The organism is Bacillus vallismortis (assembly GCF_004116955.1).
Classification (GTDB): domain Bacteria; phylum Bacillota; class Bacilli; order Bacillales; family Bacillaceae; genus Bacillus; species Bacillus vallismortis.
On sequence record NZ_CP026362.1, the window covers coordinates 489,297 to 513,462 of the forward strand.

General features: G+C 45.8%; 21 protein-coding genes. 16 read left to right on the forward strand and 5 right to left on the reverse strand.

The genetic code is table 11. From position 1 onward, the window contains the following. The 5 genes from bioB (at position 1) to BV11031_RS02735 (ending at position 5,679) form a co-directional block, all read left to right on the forward strand. Positions 1–1,008: a biotin synthase BioB gene (bioB, locus tag BV11031_RS02715; RefSeq protein WP_010329550.1), complete on the forward strand. Its 1,008-nt coding sequence runs from the start codon at positions 1–3 to the stop codon at positions 1,006–1,008. 69 nt (positions 1,009–1,077) lie between these two features. Then, complete coding sequence (gene bioI / locus BV11031_RS02720; protein ID WP_010329551.1) at positions 1,078–2,253, forward strand: biotin biosynthesis cytochrome P450; 1,176 nt, start codon at positions 1,078–1,080, stop codon at positions 2,251–2,253. A gap of 76 nt (positions 2,254–2,329) precedes the next feature. Next, positions 2,330–3,091 carry an NAD-dependent epimerase/dehydratase family protein gene (locus BV11031_RS02725; RefSeq protein ID WP_010329552.1) on the forward strand — a complete coding sequence of 254 codons (762 nt, stop codon included), beginning with the start codon at positions 2,330–2,332 and terminating at the stop codon, positions 3,089–3,091. Positions 3,092–3,319: 228 nt separating this feature from the next. Further along, complete coding sequence (locus BV11031_RS02730; RefSeq protein WP_082246344.1) at positions 3,320–4,159, forward strand: carbohydrate ABC transporter permease; 840 nt, start codon at positions 3,320–3,322, stop codon at positions 4,157–4,159. A gap of 23 nt (positions 4,160–4,182) precedes the next feature. Next, positions 4,183–5,679 (forward strand): extracellular solute-binding protein, encoded by a 1,497-nt coding sequence (locus tag BV11031_RS02735; RefSeq protein WP_010329554.1) that lies wholly within the window; start codon positions 4,183–4,185, stop codon positions 5,677–5,679. Between the two features lie 38 nt (positions 5,680–5,717). Here the strand turns inward: BV11031_RS02735 and BV11031_RS02740 are convergent, their stop codons facing one another. Continuing rightward, positions 5,718–8,033, reverse strand: a complete 2,316-nt coding sequence (locus tag BV11031_RS02740) for a helix-turn-helix domain-containing protein (RefSeq protein ID WP_010329555.1) — start codon at positions 8,031–8,033, stop codon at positions 5,718–5,720. 216 nt (positions 8,034–8,249) lie between these two features. Here BV11031_RS02740 and rmgP point away from each other — a divergent pair, with 216 nt between their 5' ends. The 6 genes from rmgP to BV11031_RS02770 all read left to right on the forward strand — a co-directional run bounded on the left by rmgP (position 8,250) and on the right by BV11031_RS02770 (position 13,080). After that, a complete protein-coding gene (gene rmgP / locus BV11031_RS02745; RefSeq protein ID WP_010329556.1) occupies positions 8,250–9,215 on the forward strand; it encodes a polygalacturonan/rhamnogalacturonan ABC transporter permease in 966 nt (321 codons plus the stop codon). Positions 9,216–9,230: 15 nt separating this feature from the next. After that, a complete protein-coding gene (gene rmgQ / locus BV11031_RS02750; RefSeq protein ID WP_010329557.1) occupies positions 9,231–10,343 on the forward strand; it encodes an unsaturated rhamnogalacturonyl hydrolase in 1,113 nt (370 codons plus the stop codon). Then, positions 10,340–10,843 (forward strand): type 2 periplasmic-binding domain-containing protein, encoded by a 504-nt coding sequence (locus BV11031_RS02755; RefSeq protein WP_010329558.1) that lies wholly within the window; start codon positions 10,340–10,342, stop codon positions 10,841–10,843. Before rmgQ ends, BV11031_RS02755 begins: the two co-directional genes overlap by 4 nt. A gap of 11 nt (positions 10,844–10,854) precedes the next feature. After that, positions 10,855–12,141, forward strand: a complete 1,287-nt coding sequence (locus BV11031_RS02760; RefSeq protein ID WP_010329559.1) for a Gfo/Idh/MocA family protein — start codon at positions 10,855–10,857, stop codon at positions 12,139–12,141. Positions 12,142–12,161: 20 nt separating this feature from the next. Beyond that, a complete protein-coding gene (locus tag BV11031_RS02765; RefSeq protein ID WP_010329560.1) occupies positions 12,162–12,830 on the forward strand; it encodes a YesL family protein in 669 nt (222 codons plus the stop codon). 67 nt (positions 12,831–12,897) lie between these two features. After that, on the forward strand, positions 12,898–13,080 hold the full coding sequence (locus BV11031_RS02770) for a sporulation protein Cse60 (RefSeq protein WP_003223398.1): 183 nt from the start codon (positions 12,898–12,900) through the stop codon (positions 13,078–13,080). Positions 13,081–13,120: 40 nt separating this feature from the next. Here BV11031_RS02770 and opuD read toward each other — a convergent pair whose 3' ends face one another. Together opuD and BV11031_RS02780 are read right to left on the reverse strand one after the other, a co-directional pair. Next, positions 13,121–14,653, reverse strand: coding sequence for a glycine betaine transporter OpuD (gene opuD, locus BV11031_RS02775; protein WP_010329561.1), 1,533 nt, complete (start codon positions 14,651–14,653; stop codon positions 13,121–13,123). A gap of 190 nt (positions 14,654–14,843) precedes the next feature. Next, on the reverse strand, positions 14,844–16,106 hold the full coding sequence (locus BV11031_RS02780) for a BaiN/RdsA family NAD(P)/FAD-dependent oxidoreductase (protein ID WP_026014489.1): 1,263 nt from the start codon (positions 16,104–16,106) through the stop codon (positions 14,844–14,846). Positions 16,107–16,311: 205 nt separating this feature from the next. Between BV11031_RS02780 and murJ the strand changes: the two genes are divergently transcribed. Together murJ and BV11031_RS02790 are read left to right on the forward strand one after the other, a co-directional pair. After that, positions 16,312–17,946, forward strand: coding sequence for a lipid II flippase MurJ (gene murJ, locus BV11031_RS02785; RefSeq protein WP_010329563.1), 1,635 nt, complete (start codon positions 16,312–16,314; stop codon positions 17,944–17,946). A gap of 70 nt (positions 17,947–18,016) precedes the next feature. Continuing rightward, complete coding sequence (locus BV11031_RS02790; protein WP_010329564.1) at positions 18,017–18,736, forward strand: pseudouridine synthase; 720 nt, start codon at positions 18,017–18,019, stop codon at positions 18,734–18,736. A gap of 123 nt (positions 18,737–18,859) precedes the next feature. On the opposite strand, the gene BV11031_RS02795 is transcribed toward BV11031_RS02790, so the two are convergent. Continuing rightward, positions 18,860–19,081 (reverse strand): DeoR family transcriptional regulator, encoded by a 222-nt coding sequence (locus tag BV11031_RS02795; RefSeq protein ID WP_003152337.1) that lies wholly within the window; start codon positions 19,079–19,081, stop codon positions 18,860–18,862. Positions 19,082–19,370: 289 nt separating this feature from the next. Between BV11031_RS02795 and BV11031_RS02800 the strand changes: the two genes are divergently transcribed. Together BV11031_RS02800 and BV11031_RS02805 are read left to right on the forward strand one after the other, a co-directional pair. Next, positions 19,371–20,081: an ABC transporter ATP-binding protein gene (locus tag BV11031_RS02800; protein WP_010329565.1), complete on the forward strand. Its 711-nt coding sequence runs from the start codon at positions 19,371–19,373 to the stop codon at positions 20,079–20,081. Beyond that, positions 20,078–21,235, forward strand: a complete 1,158-nt coding sequence (locus BV11031_RS02805) for an ABC transporter permease (protein ID WP_010329566.1) — start codon at positions 20,078–20,080, stop codon at positions 21,233–21,235. The genes BV11031_RS02800 and BV11031_RS02805 overlap by 4 nt, the downstream gene beginning before the upstream one ends. A 37-nt stretch (positions 21,236–21,272) precedes the next feature. Here BV11031_RS02805 and pbuO read toward each other — a convergent pair whose 3' ends face one another. Next, positions 21,273–22,571: a hypoxanthine/guanine permease PbuO gene (gene pbuO / locus BV11031_RS02810; protein ID WP_010329567.1), complete on the reverse strand. Its 1,299-nt coding sequence runs from the start codon at positions 22,569–22,571 to the stop codon at positions 21,273–21,275. A 96-nt stretch (positions 22,572–22,667) separates the two neighbouring features. Between pbuO and pepV the strand changes: the two genes are divergently transcribed. Further along, positions 22,668–24,059 carry a dipeptidase PepV gene (gene pepV, locus BV11031_RS02815; RefSeq protein ID WP_010329568.1) on the forward strand — a complete coding sequence of 464 codons (1,392 nt, stop codon included), beginning with the start codon at positions 22,668–22,670 and terminating at the stop codon, positions 24,057–24,059. Positions 24,060–24,166 lie beyond the last annotated feature (107 nt).

The following is a 24,166-nucleotide window of genomic DNA, read 5'->3' on the forward strand; positions in this document are numbered from 1 at the left end:
ATGAATCAATGGATGGAACTCGCAAACCGGGTGCTTGCTGGAGCGGAAGTGACCGACGAAGAGGCGCTTTCGATATTAAACTGTCCAGATGAAGACATCTTGCTTTTGATGCACGGGGCTTTTCAAATCAGAAAACACTTTTATGGAAAAAAAGTAAAGCTCAATATGATTATGAATGCGAAATCAGGACTCTGTCCGGAAAATTGCGGCTATTGTTCACAGTCTTCAATTTCAAAAGCCCCGATTCAGTCTTACCGGATGGTGAATAAGGAAACGCTTCTAGAAGGCGCAAAACGGGCGCACGATCTGAATATCGGCACATATTGCATCGTGGCAAGCGGCAGAGGGCCATCCAACAGAGAGGTGGATCAGGTCGTAGACGCGGTGCAGGAAATTAAAGAGACATATGGACTGAAGGTTTGTGCGTGTCTCGGGCTGTTAAAGCCAGAGCAGGCGAAACGCCTGAAAGAAGCTGGAGTAGACCGCTATAATCATAATTTGAATACGTCACAGAGAAACCATTCAAACATCACGACTTCGCATACATACGATGACAGGGTCAATACGGTTGAAATGGCGAAAGAATCAGGGCTGTCTCCGTGTTCAGGCGCTATTATCGGAATGAAAGAGACGAAACAGGACGTCATCGATATCGCAAAAAGCTTGAAGGCCCTTGACGCTGATTCCATTCCAGTGAATTTTTTGCATGCGATTGATGGCACACCGTTAGAAGGCGTCAACGAATTAAACCCGCTGTATTGTTTAAAAGTGCTGGCGCTGTTCCGTTTTATCAACCCGTCTAAAGAAATCCGCATTTCCGGAGGTAGAGAGGTCAATCTCCGCTCATTGCAGCCATTAGGGCTTTACGCCGCTAACTCCATTTTTGTCGGAGATTACTTAACAACTGCCGGCCAAGAGGAGACGGAGGATCATAAAATGCTGAGTGATCTAGGCTTTGAAGTGGAGTCTGTCGAAGAAATGAAGGCCAGTTTAACCGCGAAAAGCTGAAAGAATCAATACAAGCAATCGGTGTGATGTCGATTGCTTTTTATTTTGAAAGAGAGAGGAAAGGTACACATGACAATTACATCTTCTGCGTTTTTGAAAAACCCATATCCTTTTTACGAAACATTGCGCGCTGTCCATCCTATATATAAAGGGAGTTTCTTGAAATATCCGGGCTGGTATGTCACAGGATATGAAGAAACGGCAGCCATCCTGAAAGATGCCAGATTCAAAGTCCGGCCCCCGCTCCCTGAGATGTCAGTCAAATATCAGGATCTTCAATGTGTGCAAAGGCAGATGATGCTGTTTCAGAATCAGCCTGATCATAGGCGATTGCGGACGCTGGCCAGCGGAGCGTTTACCCCGAGAATGACAGAGAGTTATCGCCCGTATATCGATGAAACGGTCCATCATTTGCTAGATCAAGTGCAAGGTGAAAAAAAGATGGAGGTCATTTCAGACCTTGCTTTTCCTTTGGCGAGCTACGTCATCGCCAACATGATAGGTGTGCCGGCGGAAGATAGGGAGCAATTAAAAGAATGGGCTTCAAGTCTCGTCCAAACGATTGATTTTACCCGGTCAAGGAAGGCGTTAACAGAGGGCAATCATACCGCTGTGCAGGCTACGGCATATTTTAGAGCGTTGATTCAAAAGCGAAAACGGCATCCTAAACAGGATATGATCAGCATGTTTTTGAAGGGGACAGAAAATCATAAGCTGACGGAAGAGGAAGCGGCATCTGCGTGCATATTGCTGGCGATCGCCGGACATGAGACAACGGTGAATCTCATTAGCAATTCAGTTCTTTGTCTGCTGCAGCATCCAAAACAGCTTATGATGCTGAAAGAAAATCCTGATCTGATCGGTAACGCAATTGAGGAATGTTTACGCTATGAGAGCCCCACGCAAATGTCAGCCAGAGTTGCCTCAGAAGATATTGACATCAGCGGGGTGACGATCCGTCAAGGAGAACAAGTTTATCTTCTGTTAGGGGCTGCCAATCGAGACCCAAACATATTTACGAACGCCGATGTTTTCGATATAACGAGAAGCCCTAATCGGCATCTTTCATTCGGTCAGGGACATCATGTTTGCATAGGGTCCTCGTTGGCACGATTAGAGGCCCAAATTGCGATGACTATCCTCCTGCAGCGGATGTCCGGCCTCAAGCTTGCTGGTTCGGAATTTCAATACCGGCCGCTTTTTGGCTTTCGGGCGCTTGAGGAGCTGCCGGTGACTTTTGACTAAACCAGAAATGTGAGTGCCAAAAAAAGTGTCAGCTCCGCCGAAAATGGGCAATCTATAAAAAAGGGGAGTGAACACTGTGAAAAAAGTGCTGATCGCCGGCGGAAATGGTGTAATTGGGAGACTGCTGGTCGAAGGGCTGAGAGCAGATTATGAAGTGACAGTGCTTGATAAAGATCATTTTGATGGCACAGCCTCTTCCATTCAGGCTGACGCGGCAAATTATGGGGAGCTGTTGAAGAAGATTCCGAAAGATACAGATGTGATCTTGAATTTATTGGCTGTCAATATCAAATACGATATCATGGACATCAATGAATTTGAGAAAATGACGGATGTTTTCTATCGGGCAAGCTATTACTTGTGCCGCGCAGCTGCGGAGCTCGGCATTCCAAAGCTCGTGTTCGCCAGCAGCAATCATGTTACAGATGTGTATGAGAAAGACGGGCGTTCGCTCTTAGGACGTGAGATTACAACAAGCGATTATCCGCTGTCAAAAAACTTGTACGGTGTATTAAAGCTGACCTCGGAACAGATCGGCCATTTATTTTATTTGGAAAATAAACTTTCAGTAATCAACCTTCGAATCGGAACAGTCGTCACAAATGAAATGGATACGCTGCATGAAAAAGAACGGACGAAAAAGACACTGCTTTCTCATTCTGACCTGCTGTCGATTTTCAAAGCCGCTATTGAAACCAATATCCGGTACGGCACGTATTACGCCGTTTCTGACAACCCGGGCCGGCCATGGTCGATTGAATCCGCTGTCAACGAACTCGGTTTTTCGCCTCAAACCAATACAGCCGAACTTCTGGAAGAGGAAGAGAACGGAGCATAATCATTTTCTAAGATGATGCTCTTTTTCTTTTATCATCGGCTTTCATTTACGAGAGTCCCCGCCAGGCCGGGGACTCTGTTCAAATGATTATAGACGCGGCCATCACAGATTTGCTACATTTTAGACACGATATCGTCACATGCTGCAGCTCGTTTAACAAAGAATGATAACGCTTACAAAAGAGAGGTGGGAGCTATCGCACATTCACTAAAAAATCGCTTGTTTGACATGTTGATTTACGGGTTTTTGCTGATGTTCGCTTTAATATGCGTACTTCCGTTTATTCATGTGATCGCGGCATCCTTCGCCACAGTAGAGGAAGTCGTGTCGAAAACATTCATTTTAATACCGTCTACTTTTTCGCTGGATGCTTATCGTTACATTTTTTCAACAGACATTATTTATAAGAGTTTGTTTGTTTCTGTGTTTGTGACAGTGATAGGCACTGCGGTCAGCATGTTTCTTTCTTCCTTGATGGCTTACGGGTTATCCCGCCGTGAGTTAATCGGCCGGCAGCCGCTCATGTTTCTCGTCGTATTTACGATGCTCTTCAGCGGCGGCATGATTCCGACTTTCCTTGTCGTCAAATCGCTTGGATTGCTCGATTCATACTGGGCGCTCATTTTGCCGACAGCCATTAATGCCTTTAACCTGATCATTCTCAAAAACTTCTTTCAAAATATCCCGTCAAGCTTGGAAGAGTCTGCGAAAATCGACGGGTGCAATGACCTGGGCATTTTCTTTAAAATTGTGCTCCCGCTGTCTCTTCCTGCGATCGCAACGATTTCACTATTTTATGCGGTCACGTATTGGAACACGTATATGACGGCGATTTTGTACCTCAATGACTCGGCAAAATGGCCGATTCAGGTGCTTTTGCGCCAAATCGTGATTGTATCAAGCGGGATGCAGGGGGATATGTCCGAAATGGGATCTGGCAGCCCGCCGCCTGAGCAAACCATCAAAATGGCGGTCATAGTGGTGGCAACCATCCCGGTTCTGCTTGTCTATCCATTTATACAAAAGCATTTTGCAAAAGGAGCTTTGCTGGGATCTGTCAAAGGATAAAGAATATGAAACGGAGGGGTACGATGGGAAACAAATGGAGGGTGCTTTTGATTGTGCTTGTACTTGCACTTGGCGGTGTGCTGGCGGGCTGTAAAGGGGCTGATCAGTCTTCTGCTGAAGGGAAAGCTGACTCTGATGCAAAGGTGAAGCTGTCTTGGATGGCGATTTTGTATCACCAGCAGCCGCCGAAAGACAGGGCGATTAAAGAAATTGAAAAGCTGACAAATACAGAACTGGACATCACCTGGGTTCCAGACGCTGTGAAAGAAGACAGGCTGAATGCGGCGCTTGCAGCCGGCAATCTTCCGCAAATCGTGACCATCCAGGATATTAAAAATTCGTCAGTCATGAATGCTTTCAGATCAGGAATGTTCTGGGAAATTGGCGATTATATCAAAGATTACCCGAACTTAAGCAAAATGAACAAACTCATTAATAAAAACGTTACAATCGATGGCAAGCTCTACGGGATATACAGACAACGTCCGCTTTCCAGACAGGGGATCGTCATTCGGAAGGACTGGCTGGACAATTTGAATTTGAAAACGCCAAAAACGCTGGATGAGCTTTATGAAGTCGCCAAAGCGTTTACGGAGGACGATCCGGATAAGAATGGGAAAGACGATACATTTGGGCTGACAGACCGCAATGACTTAATTTACGGCGCGTTTAAAACGCTTGGCTCGTATGGAGGCATGCCGACAGATTGGAAGGAATCAGGCGGCAAATTCACGCCTGATTTCATGACGCAGGAATACAAAGACACGATGAACTACATGAAAAAACTGCGTGACAATGGCTATATGAATAAGGATTTTCCCGTCACAAGCAAAACCCAGCAGCAGGAGCTGTTTTCTCAAGGAAAAGCCGGCATCTACATTGGGAATATGGTAGATGCGGTTAATCTGCGCGACCATGCCTCCGATAAATCGATGGAGCTTGAAATCATCAACCGCATAAAAGGCCCGGATGGGAAAGAGCGGGTATGGGCATCGGGAGGGCATAACGGCTTATTTGCTTTTCCGAAAACAAGTGTGAAAACAGAAGCGGAGCTTAAACGGATTTTGGCGTTTTTTGACCGAATTGCCGAGGAAGACGTCTATAGTCTGATGACTTACGGCATTGACGGTGTTCATTACAAAAAAGGAGAGGGCAAAACGTTCACACGCGAAGAAAGCCAAGTGAAAGACTGGCAGACTGATATTCAGCCGCTGTCCGGCTTAATCGCCATTGATAAAGCCTACTTAAAAAACACTGGGGACCCGCTTCGGACAGCGTACGAGGAACTGACCGAAGACAATGAAAAGATCATCGTCTCAAACCCTTCTGAAAGCCTGTATTCCGCTGCGGAGTCGGAACGGGGAGATGAACTGAAGAAAATCATCGATGACGCGACCTATAAATATATGATTGGAGACATCACAGAAGCCCAGTTTGATAAAGAAGTGGAAAAATGGAAGTCAAGCGGCGGAAAGCAAATTATTCAGGAATACGAAGAAGCGTTTAAACAAGCAAAATAACACTGGAAAAACCCAAAACGCAAGCGGTTTTGGGTTTTTTACATGCTTCTTTTTTGCTGGCGGTAGGTTCCAGGTGTTATCCCTTCCAGTTTCTTAAATGATCTGATAAAATTTTGCGAGTTTTTATATTTCAGCTTTTCGGCAATGTCTTTCACCGCCATGTCGGTTTCAGCAAGCCAGCTTTTCGCCATATGATGGCGGTAGCCGGAGACGTATTCGCTGAATGAAATGCCCATCTCTTTTTTGAAAATGCTGCTTAAATAATTTGGATTGTAATGAAGCCTGCGGGCGATTTCGTCCAATGTCAAATCAGATTCAAACTCATGGTGGATGATATGAATGATGTTGTCGGAAATATTTTTGTACTGGGCACCCGCACGGGCGTTCACTTTGTCTGTCATTGGATGAATGAACTCATTCTTGAGCCAGTTTTCGGTATCCTCAAACGTTTTCAGCTCGAAAATTTGGTCATACAGCATTTTGTTTTCTTCAAGCTCAAACAATTCGATCCCAAGTACGTGCATCAGTTCAATCACATGGTTCAAAAAGCGGGCAATGGCGATTTGGAATTGGTATGGATTGGTGTTTTGGGTGAAGATCGCTTTTAAAATCGCGTGCAGGCATTTGTCCGCTTTCTCCTTGTCCCCCGCTTTTACGGCATCAAACAGCTCATGCTGAAGCTGTTTTGGAAAATGGGTTTTGAAGGTTTTTTTCTGGTCGAGGTCTTCATAAAAGATGATTGATTTGTTTTCCGCTTTGAGCCGGTATTTCAATGCCTCAGAACCTTCCACATAGGCTGTTTTCGCCTTTGCCAGCGCATCAAACGGCTTGCTGATGCCGATGCTGACAGACAGCTGCAGCTCCGTTTCCGCCTTTTCTTGAATCATCCTGGCAGTCTCATTCAGCTCAGCCATGAATGCTTCTTTTGTTCCACTCTGATTGATCAAAATGGTTGCCTGCTGTTTATCCACGACGGCGGGGGCAAGGTGTTTGTCTGCCGGGATGTTGCGCTCGATCAGGCTGTTGACGGCAAACAAAAGCAGATCCATATCCTTTTTCTCATAAGGCGTATGATTCAGCGTATCAATTTGGAGCACGAGCAGGGCGAGATGCCGCCAATTTTGCTTTAAACCGAGGCTTTCAAAACGATTATAGACCTCCTCATCCGTCAGTTTTCCAAGCATGAGCCTGACCATAAAATAGTGCTGCAGATGAGTTGCCTGCTGTTTCATCGTTTCTTCAAGATCGTCATTTCTGTCCTTTAGCTGCTTAAAGCTCTGCTCGATTAACTCAAATTCATTTTGAGGCGGCTGTTTCTCTTGTATGGCACCATGTTTTGCGAAAGATTCGTAAAGCAGCCGGATCGGTTTGTAAAAATGGCGGGAGCCAAGCCAAGAGAATAATAATGAAAGCGCTAACAAAATGAAGCATACCGTAACCGTGATCCAGCCGATTGATTTGGCTTCTTTTTTTAATTCAGGCAAGGAAACGAGAGAGAAATAAGTCCATGTGTTATAGTCGGATTTTTGATAGGTGACTTTATAATGAACCCGGTCAATAACGGTTTCAAACTGACCGCTATTGGCGGTCTGCGCCAGCATTTTTTGGACAAAGTCGTCGTTTTGAAGAGATTCGCCGATGTCAGACATGTTGTTATGCAGGATGATGCGGCCTTTTTCATTAATGATAAACAGGTTGTTGGCGTTTGAATAATCAGGCATGTTTTTGACAAGCGAACAGCTCGGGATGCTTGCGGCGGCCAATCCCTTCGTAATCGTGCTGTTTAGAGGAAGCTGTTTAATCAAATTAATATTGTAGCGGCAGTTGTCTGATGTCCCTTCTTTTGTCGAAATCAAATGATTGTTTTCTTCAAGCGTCCAATACGAGCGGCTTGCTTTGTGTGTTGTATATGCTGCGGCTGCTTCGTGAAGAGAGTTTGTATTCAAACGGTATAAGCCGGAATTGTTCATGTACCATTTTTTCATATAGCTGACTAGCGTCATGTTGGACAGGTCGGTATCGAAGCTTTGCAGGTAGTTGAGCTCTTGGTTCACTTGGTTATAGATTTGAAATTGGTCAGAGTGCAAAGGCTCGGACAGTGTGCGAAGGAGAGGCGGCGAACTCACATAGTGGGTTAAAGAGTGATCGACGGTTTTTAATATATGTTCGATGCTTTGCTGGGTCTGCTGGAGTGTGTCGAGTTTTTCCTCCGATACATTGGAGATAGCCGTTTTCTGAGAATGCTCGTACGAAAACAATCCAACTAGAATGACAGGAATGGTGCTGAGCAGACAGAAAAACGTGATGAGTTTGTTATAAAACTTGTATTGGCTTCTTTTCATAAAACCCCCCATTTCAAACATCCACTTTTATCTTAATACAATTAATCCAAAGATTGATAGATATTGTCAATAATCATTTTCTAATATCGGTGTCTTTTTTTCAGGTGGAACGGCTGAACCCTTGATTATAAAGGGATTAGGCAGGATGTGATGTTATGATTGTAGACGGACTTTTGCCTGCTGCGCTACAGTGAATGCAAGAACCCGTGAAAGGAGGTTTTGGAAAAGATGAAAACAGCAGAAGCGCAAGTGCCGGCTGTTGATGCAGTCATTTTAAAAAAAGAAAAAAGAAAGCGCTTACTAAATAAGCTGGTCCAGCAGAAATATTTGTATTTGATGATTTTGCCGGGTTGTATTTATTTTTTGCTTTTCAAATATGCCCCGATGTGGGGAATTGTGATTGCGTTTCAGGATTATCAGCCGTTTCTCGGCATTTTGGGGAGCGAATGGGTCGGGCTGAAGCATTTTATCAGGCTGTTTACAGAGCCTACATTTTTTCTCCTGTTAAAAAACACGCTCGTGCTATTTGCTTTGAACCTGGCTATATTTTTCCCGGTGCCGATTCTGCTGGCGCTTCTATTAAACGAAGTGCGGATCGCTCTCTTTAAAAAATTTGTTCAGACACTGATTTATATCCCGCATTTTATGTCTTGGGTTATCGTTGTATCGCTTTCGTTTGTGCTTTTGACGGTAGACGGAGGCTTGATTAATGAACTGATTGTGTTTTTTGGCGGCGAAAAAATCAATTTTCTGCTGAATGAAGAATGGTTCCGGCCCTTGTATATTCTGCAGGTCATTTGGAGAGAAGCGGGGTGGTCGACGATCATTTATCTGGCGGCCATTACAGCGGTAGACCCACAGCTGTATGAAGCGGCGAAAATGGATGGAGCGGGACGGCTGCGGCAAATGTGGCATATTACACTGCCCGCCATTAAAAGCGTCATCGTCGTTTTGCTGATTTTAAAAATCGGGGACACACTGGAGCTTGGCTTCGAGCATGTGTATTTACTGTTAAACGCGACAAACAGGGAAGTGGCGGAAATTTTTGACACGTACGTTTATACTGCGGGGCTGAAACAGGGCCAATTCAGCTACAGTACAGCAGTCGGCGTATTTAAAGCGGCAGTCGGGCTGATTTTGGTCATGCTTGCAAATCGTTTGGCGAAGAAGTTTGGCGAGGAAGGAATCTATTAAGAAAGGGATGGGACCATGGATCAATCAATCGCTGTAAAATCGCCTCTTACGTATGCGGAGGCATTGGCAAAAACCATTATGGATACGTACACAGTGGAGGAGCTGCCGCCAGCAAACCGCTGGCACTACCATCAGGGTGTTTTCTTATGCGGTGTATTGCGGCTGTGGGAAGCAACCGGGCAAAAACGGTACTTTGAGTATGTGAAGGCTTATGCAGATCTCTTAATCGATGATTATGGCAATCTATTATTTAGAAGAGACGAGCTGGACGCCATTCAAGCGGGTCTTATTCTTTTTCCATTATACGAAACGACGAAGGATGAGCGGTATGTCAAAGCGGCAAAAAGGCTGCGCGGCTTGTATGGAACGCTGAACCGGACGTCAGAGGACGGCTTTTGGCACAAGGACGGCTATCCTTACCAAATGTGGCTTGACGGTTTATACATGGGCGGGCCGTTCGCGCTGAAATACGCCAATCTGAAGCAGGAACGGGAGCTGTTTGATCAGGTCGTGCTTCAGGAGTCGCTGATGAGAAAGCATACGAAAGATTCCAAAACCGGACTCTATTATCACGCTTGGGACGAAGCGAGAAAAATGCCTTGGGCCAATGAAGAGACAGGCTGTTCACCGGAATTTTGGGCGCGTTCCATCGGCTGGTACGTAATGTCTCTCGCCGACATGATTGAAGAGCTGCCGAAAAAGCATCCAAACCGTCACGTGTGGGAAAAAACGCTGCAAGACATGATAGAAAGCATTTGCCGCTATCAAGACAAGGAGACCGGATTATGGTACCAGATCGTTGACAAGGGTGACAGGTCTGACAACTGGCTGGAAAGCTCAGGGTCCTGCCTGTACATGTACGCAATCGCGAAAGGAATCAATAAAGGCTATCTAGACAGAGCTTACAAAACAACACTGTTCAAAGCGTATCAAGGTTTGATTCAGCAGAAAACCGAAACAACAGTAGACGGTGCGTTTCTCGTCAAAGATATATGTGTCGGAACATCGGCCGGTTTCTATGACTATTATGTCAGCCGCGAAAGAAGCACAAACGACCTGCACGGGGCAGGCGCGTTTATTTTGGCCATGACAGAGTTGGAGACTCTTTTTAGGTCGGAGGGGAAATGACAACAACTCTACGTACGGCTTTGTGTGTGATCGTCTCAGTGCTCTTTTTGGCATCATGCTCAAGCAGGCCGGACGGAATGCATGTCATCCTCTTTTCCGATATGCAGGAAGATGTACAGGAACACATAAAAGAGGCCGCTGAGCAGAAGGCCGGGAAGGTTGATATCTTTCCGGTGATTCCGGAAAAACTGCTGACGGAAATCACCGCTCATGAGGGAGATGTTTTCATCGTGCCTGAAGACATGTTTCAAGCGTACGATGATCCGGACAATTTTCAGCCGTTAGACGGATTGCCACCTGACAAAACATCTCCCTATACAACTGTTGATCAAAAAACGGGAGAAAAAACAGTCTATGCCGTTCAGATCGAAAAAGGGGAAAAACAGCTGAACGGCTATTCTTTTCGATTGAATCGCAATATGGCGGCGTTTATCCCTGTGTACGCTAAAAAAACAGAGGAAGCGCTGCAGCTGATTTCCCAACTAACTGAAGCGCGATAGAGGTGAGAACATTGAAGAACATTGTCATTTGCGGATTGAGTAGCAGAGCTCTCAGTATGTTTATCAAACCGCTGATGGATCGGTTTTCAACACAATATGAGATTACGGGATTGCTGGATGCCGATCCAAAACGTTTTGCCGTTTGTAAGAAGAGGTTTCCGGAGCTTGTCCACGTGCCGGAGTACAACGAAGACGCTTTTGATGAGATGATGCGTGTTTCAAAGCCTGATATCGTCATTGTGACTGGCAGGGATGACACACATGTCACTTACATCTTAAGAAGCCTTCAGTGGGATACGGATGTGATTACAGAAAAACCAATGGTGACGACGGTGCGGGATGCGAACCGGGTGCTTGAGGCAGAGGCGAAGAGCAAAGGAAAAGTCACCGTCGCGTTTAATTACCGCTACAGCCCGTTTCATCGGAAAATAAAAGAAATGATACTGAAAGGAAAAATAGGCAGGGTAACCTCTGTTGATTTGAATTGGTATATTGATACGTATCATGGCGCCAGCTATTTTAAACGCTGGAACCGGTCGAGGCTATTTTCCGGCGGCCTTTCTGTTCATAAATCAACACATCACTTCGATCTCGTCAATTGGTGGCTTGGGCAAAATCCGGCGGAGGTATTTGCTTATGGCGCCTTGAATTACTATGGCCCAGACAGTGAGTGGAATCCGCTGCCGGAAGAAGACGGGCGTTTTTGCGGAACATGCCGGGTCAAAGAAAAATGCCATTACTATTCAAGATGGCATCCCCGCTCGTCCGCTGCTTCTGTAAAAGATGATCATCTCCAAGCGGGAGACCAGTCCAGCTTGTATACAGCATACAGGCCTGACGCGTGTATTTTTGACAAGGAGATTGACATCGAGGACACGTACGTCGCGACTGTCAAATACGACGGCGGCGCGCTTTTGAGCTACTCGATCATATTTTCCGCTCCGTATGAAGGCTACCGGCTGACAATCAACGGGACAAAAGGGCGTATCGAATCTAATGAATTTCACGAGCCTTCCAGAATTCCATTTGCATTTCCTGAGCAAACAATTGAATATTATCCGCTTTTTGAATCAAAGCAGACAATACAAGTTGTCAAAAACGAGGGCGGACACGGCGGGGGAGATCCGCTATTGCTTGAGGATCTTTTTTTAGGAAAAGACCCGCTTCGCCCCTATGATATTTTAGCCGGTGCCGAAGCAGGAGCTTACTCTATCGCGGTTGGTGAGGGGATGTGGCGCTCGGTTGCCGAAAAGAAGCCGATCGACATTCAGAAGCTGTTTCACATACAAAATGTGTAATCCGAAAAGGAGGGTGCGCCGTGGAGCATGATGGCTCAATGGGGCGGGTGCTGCGCTTTTGCGAGTGGATGATGAGATTTGCGTATACAAACTTGCTTTGGCTGTTTTTTACGCTGATGGGTCTCGGGCTGTTCGGCATCATGCCCGCGACCGCAGCTTTATTCGCTGTCATGCGGAAATGGGTTCAGGGGCAGGATAACGTTCCTGTCTTACAAACGTTTTGGCGGGAATACAAGGCTGAATTTCTCCGTTCCAATCTGATCGGCGCTGTGTTGGCGCTCATCGGTTTGATTATTTATATCGATTTGGTATTTATTTATCCGAGCCATATCCTTCTGCATGTCCTCCGTTTTGCCATTATGATATTTGGATTTTTGTACGTATCCATGCTGTTTTATGTGTTTCCGCTGCTTGTTCATTTTGACTGGAAAAAACGTTTGTATGTGACATATTCGCTCTTGCTCAGTGTGGCATATTTGCAATATACACTCGTGATGCTTGCGCTGACTGCCGCTCTTTTTTTCTTGCTTGCGTACCTGCCCGGCATTGTCCCTTTTTTCAGCGTCAGCCTGGTCAGCTACTGCCATATGCGAATCGTTTATGCCGTCTTGCTCAAAGTGGAGCGGCAAGACGATGAGCCGCAAAAGAAACGCCAAACAAGGGAAGCTTTTTATCCGAAGGCGAGGTAATCAAGATTTCTCTATCATAACGCTGTTCCAAGCGGAATAGATTGATAGAGAAAGGAGAGCGGATAAGATGCTGAAGGTGGCGGTATTTGATGAAGAGCATGAAAAAGATTTGCAGACGGAAATCAATTCATTTTTAAAAGGGATATCGGAGGAGCAGTTGATTGATATCAAATATACCGTTTCGGCGGCATGTGACCCAGACGGCGAACAGCTTTACTGTTTTTCCGCCCTTATTTTATATCGGAAATAAAAAAGATCTTCCCGCACAAGCGGGAAGATCTTTTTGGTGATTAAGCCTTTTTCACTCTCGGACTTCTCGGTTTCTGAAGCTTCTCTGCTTGTCTGATCTCTTTTCTTTCTTTTGCCAAAGATTTATAAAGAGCGACAATCATCAGCAGGATGACGATCGAAAACGGCAGTGCCGCGAGTATCGCCGTGTTTTGCAATGCGGAAAGTCCGCCGGAATAAAGGAGGACAGCAGCTACGGCAGATTGAATGACGCCCCAGCTGAATTTTACTGAAGTGGCCGGGTTCAATGAACCATATGTCGTCTGCATGCCGAGCACAAATGTTGCGGAGTCTGCAGACGTGATAAAGAACACAGCAATCAGGATCAATGACATAATAGATGTCAGCATCGTCAGCGGATAGTGGTCGAGTGTTCCAAACAGCATCGTTTCACTTGATAACTTCGCGACATCGAATATGCCTTTTTGCTGAATATCCATAGCCGATACGCCAAAGATAGAGAACCATAGGAACGCAAGAATACATGGTGTTACCAAGACGCCGATCAAAAATTCACGAATCGTCCGCCCACGGGATACCCGGGCAATGAAAATGCCCACAAATGGAGACCAGGAAATCCACCATGCCCAATAGAAAATCGTCCAGCCGTTAATCCATTCACGTTTCTCAAGTTCGTACGGCGTCAGTCTGAAGCTCATTTGCACGATGTTTTGAATATACTGTCCGATAGAATCTGTAAAAGAGTTCATAATCAATACGGTAGGGCCTGCAAACAGCACAAACAGCATTAACAGTCCAGCCAATACCATATTGGTGTTGCTTAAATACTTAATGCCTTTTCCGAGTCCGGTCCATGAAGAAGCCAAGAAAAGGATCGTAACAACAGTTATCAAAATCAATTGAACGAGAAAGTTATTTGGTATCCCAAATAAGTAATGCAATCCGCCATTGATTTGAGTTGCCCCGATACCAAGGCTTGTCGCTACCCCGGCGACTGTGGCAAAAACAGCGATACAGTCAATCAGTTTTCCGATCGGGCCGTTCACTTTATCACCGAGAATCGGTGACAGCGTGCTGCTGATTAATCCAGGAGCGCCTTTTCGGAATTGGAAATAGGCAATGCATAATGCCACAACGGCATAAATGGCCCAAGCGTGCAGACCCCAGTGGAAAAACGTATAACGGAGCGCATCTCTGAAGGCTTGGGGGGTTTCTGTTTCACCTGATGGAGAGCTAATTGCGTAATGGCTGATCGGTTCAGCCGCACCATAGAATACTAAGCCGATTCCCATGCCTGCGCTGAACAGCATGGCAAACCATGATAATAACCCGAATTCCGGTTTTTCATCGGGCCTACCGAGTTTAATTTTTCCGATCGGGCTGAAAATCAAAAACAGACAGAACCCGACAAATAACGAAACAACTAAAAGATAATACCAGCCAAACGAATTGGTGATAAAAGCTTGCGCAGATTGGGATACGTTTTGCAGGCTGTCAGGAGACACAACGCCCCACAATACAGCAGCAGCTGTGATCACAATCACAATCCAAAATACACTAGATATATTTTTCAAATATTCTCACCCTCTAAATTTTTTGTGTACGCCTATATCTTGCTCGCAGGCTTAGTATGGTCGTACGATGGCAGATCATTCCTCTCTTAAAATTACCCCGCAATCAGGTGAAACAAAACAAGTCTCACAGTACCATGAATGCGGAGAATTTTCAAATGTTCAGCGTTTTGTAAAAATTTGAAAAGGCTGGTCAAGAGCGGGCAAAGTGACCGGCATTGAGCCCCGCAAGCCTTCCTGTTACAAGGGCGGAGGTAATATTGTAGCCTCCTGTGTACCCGTGGATATCGAGAATTTCACCGCAAAAATACAGCCCCGCCATTTTTTTAGAAGCCATCTTTTTCGGGTCAATTTCTTTTACAGATACCCCGCCGCCTGTGACGAATGCCTTGTCGAGTGACAGTGTGCCGTTTGCGAGTACGGTAAACTGTTTGCAGTCCTTGACAAATTGTCTGAAAGGCTCCTTCGGCAGCTCAGAAAACGATACGTCCGGAGAGATGCCGTTTTTTTCGAGCAAGAATAGAAGATAGCGCTCCTGCATCCAGGGCTTCAGTACGTTTTTAATGGTTTTTTTCGGTGCTTCCTTCAGTTCTTTATACATCTTTTGGAATAACGTTTCTTCATTGATATCCGGATACAAATCAATTTTGATCGGCACTTGCGGCTGTTTTTTCAGCTCTTTCACGACAAATTGGCTGCATCTGAGAATGGCCGGTCCTGAGAGGCCGAAATGGGTAAACAGCATGTCCATTTTATGTGTGATAACCGGTTTTCCTTTTTTATTTAACACACTGACGGCAACATTTCTTAGTGATAAGCCCTGAAGTGTTTTTTGCTTGATGAACGGCTCGGCAGATGTGACGGGAACTTCTGTCGGGAACAGCTCTGTAATGGTATGGCCCGCAGCTTCAGCCCATTCATATCCGTCTCCCGTGCTTCCAGTATGAGGAACACTTTTCCCGCCGACAGCGATAATGACTGCCTGGCTATGGATCATTTCGCCGTTATTCGTCACAATCCCTGCTGTTTGTCCATCTTCATAGATAACAGATTTAATTTTCTCATTCGTTCGGATGGTTACGCGGAGCTGTTTCAGCCTGCTTAACAACGCGTCGACAACACTTTGCGCTTTGTCTGTCACAGGAAACATCCGGCCGTGATCCTCTTCCTTCAATTGAATGCCGAGCTGTTCAAAAAACTTGATAATGTCTTCATTATTAAATTCAGAAAACGCGCTGTACAAAAAACGGCCGTTGCCTGGGATATGCTTAATGATTTCTTCGACAGGAAGGCGGTTCGTCACATTGCAGCGGCCGCCTCCGGAAATCGCGAGTTTCCGCCCTAGCTTATTTCCTTTATCTATCAGCAACACATCAGCGCCCTGTTCTCCTGCAGCAATTGCGGCCATCAATCCTGAAGGGCCTCCGCCGATTACGATTACGTCAAACTGTTTCATCTTTATCATCAACTTTCTTTTTCCATTTCGTCTGCGGACACCCCGTCCTCAATACTATTATAGCGAAAGAAAGCCTCTCCTTAAACGTCTTTTGCCGGGAACCTGAATCATTCACAAGATTGCTTTTGTATTTATTACCGTCTAAATGCCTAGTTGTGGTAAAATAGAAAAGTTGAATCTTCGTAGAAAATGGTGATGAAGAAACATGTCAAGCAAACTGTTAAGAGGCACGTTTGTGTTAACGCTCGGTACATATATATCGCGGATTCTTGGAATGGTCTATTTAATTCCTTTCAGCATTATGGTCGGGGCGACAGGCGGTGCATTATTTCAATACGGATACAACCAATACACATTATTTTTGAATATTGCCACGATGGGCTTTCCGGCCGCCGTTTCTAAATTTGTTTCTAAATATAATTCCAAAGGGGACTATGAAACAAGCAGAAAAATGCTTAAGGCGGGCATGTCGATTATGCTTGTCACCGGAATGATTGCCTTTTTCATTTTGTATTTATCCGCGCCGTTTTTTGCGGAAATATCGCTGGGAGGCAAAGATAATAACGGCCTGACAATTGACCATGTCGTTTATGTCATCCGCATGGTCAGCTTAGCGCTTTTGGTCGTGCCGATTATGAGCCTTGTCCGCGGATTCTTTCAAGGGCACCAAATGATGGGGCCTACGGCTGTTTCTCAAGTCGTTGAACAGATTGTCCGCATCATCTTTTTATTGAGTGCGACATTCTTGATCTTGAAGGTTTTGAACGGCGGCCTTGTGATCGCTGTAGGGTATGCGACCTTCGCAGCGCTGATCGGCGCCTTCGGTGGACTGATCGTGCTGTATATTTATTGGAATAAACGGAAGGGCAGCCTGCTGGCGATGATGCCGAATACAGGGCCGACAGCAAACTTAAGCTACAAGCAAATGTTTTTCGAACTGTTCAGCTATGCCGCTCCGTACGTTTTTGTCGGACTAGCCATCCCTTTGTATAACTATATTGATACAAATACGTTTAACAAAGCGATGATCGAAGCCGGACATCAAGCCATCAGCCAGGACATGATGGCGATTCTTACCTTGTATGTGCAGAAGCTCGTGATGATTCCGGTTTCTCTTGCAACAGCTTTCGGATTGACATTAATTCCAACGATTACTGAATCGTTTACAAGCAGAAACTATAAGCTGTTGAATCAGCAGATTAATCAAACGATGCAGACGATCCTGTTTTTAATTATTCCGGCAGTTGTCGGGATTTCAGTATTGGCGGGACCGACATATACGTTCTTTTACGGATCAGAGAGCCTTCTTCCTGATCTGGGGGCAAATATTTTGTTTTGGTATTCGCCAGTCGCGGTTTTGTTCTCTTTATTTACGGTCAACGCAGCCATTCTGCAGGGCATCAATAAACAAAAATTTGCGGTTGTCAGCCTTGTGATCGGCGTCGTGATCAAGCTTGTGCTGAATATTCCGCTGATTAAGCTGATGCAGGCTGACGGCGCGATTTTAGCAACGGCGCTTGGATATAGCGCGTCGCTTTTGTACGGATTTATCATGATCAAACGCCATGCGGGCTATTCGTATAAGATTCTAGTCAAACGGACTGTGCTGATGCTCGTCTTGTCAGCCATTATGGGTATAGCCGTGAAAATCGTACAGTGGGTGCTAAGCTTTTTTATTTCCTACCAAGATGGTCAAGTGCAAGCTGCGATCGTTGTCATGATTGCGGCTGGTGTTGGCGGCGCAGTCTACCTGTATTGCGGCTACCGGATAGGGTTTTTGCAGAAAATATTAGGCCGCCGTTTGCCCGGGTTTTTAAAGAAAGGCAGACATGCCGGCTAATGAACAAGATCATCAAGAAACAGAGGGCTCGCATGCTGCGGGCTTTCTTTTATAAAGGAGAGATTTGGGAATGAGACTTGATAAGCTGCTTGCCAACAGCGGATATGGCTCCAGAAAAGAAGTCAAAGCTGTTGTGAAGGCGGGGGCCGTCATGGTCGACGGAAAACCGGCCAAAGATGTAAAGGCGCACGTTGATCCTGATGCGCAAGAGGTTACTGTATACGGGGAACCGGTTGATTACCGGGAATTCATTTATCTCATGATGAATAAGCCGCAGGGAGTGCTGTCTGCGACTGAGGACAGCCGCCAGCGGACAGTGGTCGATCTGCTGACGCCGGAAGAGATGAGATTTGAGCCCTTTCCTGCCGGCAGGCTTGATAAGGATACAGAGGGCTTTTTGCTGCTCACAAATGACGGCCAGCTGGCACATCGGCTTCTATCGCCTAAAAAGCATGTTCCAAAAACGTATGAAGTCCATTTGCAATCACAGATTTCACCGGAAGCTATCGCGGATCTGGAAGCGGGTGTCTACATAGAAGGCGGCTATAAAACAAAGCCGGCAAAAGCGGAAGTCAAGACAAACGACAACGGCAATACCGTGATTTACCTGACGATTACTGAAGGGAAATACCATCAGGTCAAGCAGATGGCAAAGGCGGTCGGCAATGAAGTGATGTATTTGAAACGGCTATCAATGGGGCGTGTTTCTTTGGATCCTGCCTTGGCGCCGGGAGAATACCGTGAGCTTACAGAAGAAGAACTTCATTGGCTGAATGAGCCGCAGGCATAAAAAAATCCCGCATTTTCGATATGCGGGATTTTTTATCTATAAGCACACAAAAACAAGGCTCAGACGGTCTTCGCCTTGTATCGATCAGGCCGCTATCAGGCGGCCCTATGTAATATGCAATGTTTATGATGTAATCTTTACTTTCTTTCTCGTTGTCTCCCACTTGCCACGGCTTGGACTATGAACAAGATCATTATATGCCAACACATTTAAGTCTCTTTGAATTGTTCTAGGTGTAATGCCGAATTCGTCAACCAGTTCCTGTGTTGTCACAAGGCCTTTTTCTTGGATAAACATGTAAACTGATTTAATTCGAGTTAGCATACGGTTTGTTGAAGGTTTCAAAAAACCACTCCCTATCATAAGATCGGATGGACTTGACTAACCACAACTCACGACTATCAACTGCGTACGAATAGCAACAAAGGCAGACATTTTTTCGTTTTTAGATAATTCGCCCTCATTATACACGATATCGCAGCGATGAATCTAGGGATAACTCCTATTAATTTTTTCCAATTTGAGCTGGGCGGCCATCCTTGTTGGATTACTATGTATTTCGGCACAATATTATTATGGTTAAAGAAACTTTTTTTATTCTGTTCCGTAGTAAATTCTGGAGGAGGAGTGAAAATTGACAAAATTGCTTGAGGCTTCAATAGAACAGGCAGGATATACAAGCCGAAAAAAAGTGCTCAACGATGTTTTTCTGGAAGTCGGAAAAGGGGAGCTTGTCGGGCTGATCGGAGCAAACGGAGCTGGAAAAAGCACCGCTATCAAAGCGATACTCGGCCTTTCAGAAGACTTTAAAGGGCATATTGACTGGAATGACTGTTCATTTGCCTATATTCCGGAGCACCCCTCTTTTTACGAAGAACTGACGTTGTGGGAGCATTTGGATTTGGTCAGCACGCTCCGCGGTATGGAGGAGAGTGAATTTGCGCCGCGGGCCGAAAGCTTGCTTCAGGCGTTTTCGCTTGATCATGTCATGCACGAGCTGCCTGTCACCTTTTCAAAAGGCATGCAGCAAAAACTGATGCTCATTCAAGCTTTTCTTTCTAAGCCGGAAATGTATGTGATTGATGAACCATTTATCGGCCTTGATCCGATTTCAACGAAACGTTTTGTGGACATGCTTAAAGATGAAAAACAAAGGGGAGCCGGCATTCTTATGTGTACACATGTACTCGATACTGCAGAAAAAATCTGTGACCGGTTTTACATGATTGAGAAGGGCTCTTTGTTTCTCCAAGGTACATTACAAGATATTCAGGAACAGGCCGGACTAGTGGGGCAGTCGTTGCTAGACTGCTTTTATAAGGCGGTCCAAGGTGATCAGTCATGAACGGGCGATCGTTCTTTTTTCGAAGGCTGCTTGACTACTATAGGTATCAAATTAAGGTATTGCATGCGGTCATTGACTGGACAGTCGCTCTCTATATTGTTTTACCGGCGCTTGCTTTTGTCATCTATCAATATATCGATTTGATGAACGGAAGAGGCCTTATTTATGAGTGGTCTGAGATGATGGAATGGAGATGGCTGTATGCTGTGTGTGTGCTGATCGTGTGCACGGGCTCGGTCCATACGTTTTTAATGGAAGCGGACAACGTGTTTTTGCTGCAAAAGAAAGAGATAATCTATCAGCTCAAACGGTACGCGCTGGTGTATTCTTTTTTGGTCACGCTGGCCAAATGGATGCTGCTCTTTTTCATTGCTCTTCCCTTCATTAGTTTTTCTGTTCACATCACATGGGCAGAAAGCGCGGCTTTATTTTGCTATCTGTTTGGCCTTCATATGTTCTTCTTATCCTTAAAGCAAGATAGGATCAGAAAGCCGCGCTCCATGTCTAGCCGGATTGCCGACGTTTTTGTCAGAGCCGTTCTTTTCTCTGGTTCTGCGGTCCTGATCGTTTTCGCTGAGTGGGGATTGCTTGCGCTCATCGGCACTTTGTTTTTGATTGTCTCCCTGGTCCGCGGTTTGAAAAAGGCAGCATCGTTCTCAGCTTTTGAAGCAGAGGTGACTGAAGAGACAAAAAGCCGGCTTGCGCTTGCCGGGCTTGTGATGATGATGAGCCAGAAGTCGGAAGTGCCGAAAGTGAAAGACAGGATGAGAAGGAAGCCGTTAGTATACCGGCATTCAAGAAGGATATTTAAAAGAAGGACAATTGAGACAGGCTATAAGGAATTGTTTTTGAAAGTTTTTTTGAGAAATGGCGAGTATATAAGGCGGATGTGCATGCTGTTGTCAGCATTCATCATTCTCATCTTTGTCTCCCCGATCTGGTTGAAGCTGATTGCGATTCTGGTGTATACAGGTGTTTGCCGTTATATCCTTGCGCTTATCTTTGACAAAGTGATGGATGCGCCTATTTTAATTGGCGCCGATAAAGAAAGTGATGAGTATTACCGATCTAGAAAAAGCTGTATGAATACCCTGCACTATGCATTTGTCGCCTGCTGCTTTTTAGCGGCCGCTGTTTCTTTATTGTTTACATAAAAAACCCAAACGCTGCCGTTTGGGTTTTCTGTATATGCTATAAGATAAACAGCTGAATGAAAAACAGAATGGCGAAAACGATCACGAGCGGATGAATCTCTCTCCATTTTCCGCGCGCTGCTTTTACAATTGGGTACGAAATAAAGCCAAGCGCGATGCCTGTAGAAATGCTGGATGTCAAAGGCATCGACAGAATGACGAGAAACGCAGGAAATGCTTCGTCCATCTCTTTCCAGTTCATATTGGAAACCGAGCGCATCATCAGGCTGCCGACGATAATTAAAGCAGGGGAGGTGATGGCGGCTATGCCGGATAAGGCACTGACAAGCGGACTAAAAAACATTGAAACCCCAAACAGCACCGCAACAGTCAAAGCGGTAAGCCCTGTTCTTCCCCCGGCTGCGACACCTGCGGAAGATTCAACAAATGCGGTCGTTGGGCTTGTGCCGAAAACAGCCCCTACTGTTGTCGCCGTTGAATCAGCAAGCAGCGCTTTTCGCACATTCGGCAGCTTGTTATTTTTCATCAGCCCGGCTTGCTCTGCTACGCCGATCATCGTGCCTGTCGTATCAAATATCGTGACCAGAAGAAAAGAAAAGACAACAGCGTACAGGCCGTGATGAATGACATCGCCAAAAGCGGAAAACGGATTTGAAATGATCAGGCCGTCCGGCAAATGAGGAAGCGACATAAACCCCTTAGGCAAATGCAGCTGGCCGGTAAAAAAGGCGATCAAAGCAGTCGCTGCCATTCCGATAAATAAGGCGCCGCTTACGTTCAAAACCATCAAGACCACACTGATCAAAAGCCCGATCAGCGTTAAAATCACACCCGGTGAATGCAAATTGCCGAGAGTAACCAAGTTTGATTCATCAGCCGCCACAATTCCCGCCTGCCGCAAGCCGATAAAAGCGATAAACAGCCCGATCCCGGTTGTGATCCCGTATTTTAAATTGTTTGGAATCGCTTCTATCAGTTGTTTTCTTAAAGGCGTTAACGATAGAATAATGAAGAGAACCCCTGCTGTAAATACGGCGCTGAAAGCTGTTGCGTATGTGATGCCGCCATCGCTTGCGCTTACGACATGAAAGGCTAAATAAGCGTTCAAGCCCATGCCGGGCGCAATAGCAATCGGATAATTTGCTGCCAGGGCCATCCACAGCGTTCCGACAATGGAGGCAATAATCGTTGCGGTGAAAACCTGGTCGAAAGGAACCCCGGCGTTAGCCAGAATGACCGGATTAACCACAACGATATAGACCATGGTGAAAAAGGTTGTCAGCCCTGCTATGATTTCTTGCTTTATGGACGTTTGCTGCTCTTTTAGATGAAACATAGTATCCTCCAATTACGAACGTTTTAACAAAACACCATTAATATTATTCGTTTTATTTGGTTTTTGCAAGTGATTTCTTGCGGAAAGGGGATCATGATGAACTGGGAAGTTGAAGTGATCAGAAAAAAAGAGGATTTAATTCGTGATACACAGGCATTTTTGAGAATCAACAGTGTGATGGATGAAACAACCGCCGGACCCGGCAAACCGTTTGGAAAAGGAGTAAACGCCAGCCTGACTTCCTTGCTGGAGCTTGGAGAAAAAGAAGGCTTTACAACAAAAAATCTTGACGGCTTCGCAGGCCATATTGAATGGGGCCAGGGGGATGACATTGTCGGCGTACTTTGTCATGTTGACGTCGTACCGCCGGGAGACGGGTGGACAAGTGATCCGTTTTCAGCTGATATTCGTAACGGACGGATTTATGCAAGGGGCGCCATTGATGACAAAGGTCCGACAATGGCTGCGTTCTACGCGCTGAAAATCGTGAAAGACATGAACCTGCCGCTGTCCAAGCGTGTCAGAATCATTATCGGAACAGATGAAGAAAGCGATTGGAGATGCGTGGAGCATTATTTCAAGCATGAAGAAATGCCAACGCTGGGTTTTGCGCCTGACGCCGATTTTCCGATTATTAACGCGGAAAAAGGGATCATTGATGCTTCATTGCTCATCCCGCATCGCTCAAAGCAAGCTGATTCTGAGGCATTGCTTGTCTCGTTTCAGTCAGGCCTTCGCCTGAACATGGTGCCTGACGCTGCGGAAGCTGTCATTGAAGGACCGAAACAAGAAGAGATTCTTGCTTCGTTTAAAGACATGCTTCGCACAACGGATCAAAAAGGGGAAGCTGACATAAAGAACGGACAGCTCATTTTGCGTATGTACGGGCTTTCCTGCCATGCGATGGAACCGAACAATGGAATCAATGCCGGCATTTTATTGTGTGAATTTCTGCAGCAGGCTGAGCTTGACGAAGCAGGACAGCGATTTGTGCAAGTTGTGACAGATAAGTTTTCAGGCGATACGAGAGGAAAGAACCTGAATGTTGATTGCGAGGATGACATTAGCGGAGAGCTGACATTAAATGTCGGGACGCTGCGCTATACGAAAGGGCAAGGAGGCGAGCTTGGCATCAATATCCGCTATCCTGTGACTGCAGAAAGCAAAGTGATCCGTGATGCATTCGAAAGCGCCTCTGAATTTGAGCTGGGAGAATTCAAAGACAGCAAGCCGCATCACGTGTCAGCAGACCATCCGTTAGTCAAAACCCTGCAAAAGGTTTATGAAGGCCAGCTGGGCAAAAAAGCTGATTTAATCTCAATCGGCGGGGGGACTTATGCCAGATCTTTAAAAGCCGGTGTCGCGTTCGGCCCGCTCTTCCCCGGACGCCCTGACAGCGCACACCAAAAGGATGAATATATTGAAATCGATGATTTGCTGAGATCGACAGCGTTATATGCGCAGGCGATCTACGAGCTTGCAAAATAAAAGACGGGCTTCTTCTGAAGCCCGTCCCAGCGTGTCGATAAACCCTCGCATTCGTTGTCAGTCCTGCGCGTTGGTGCTCACGAATTGCTACATTCGCTGTGCTCCAA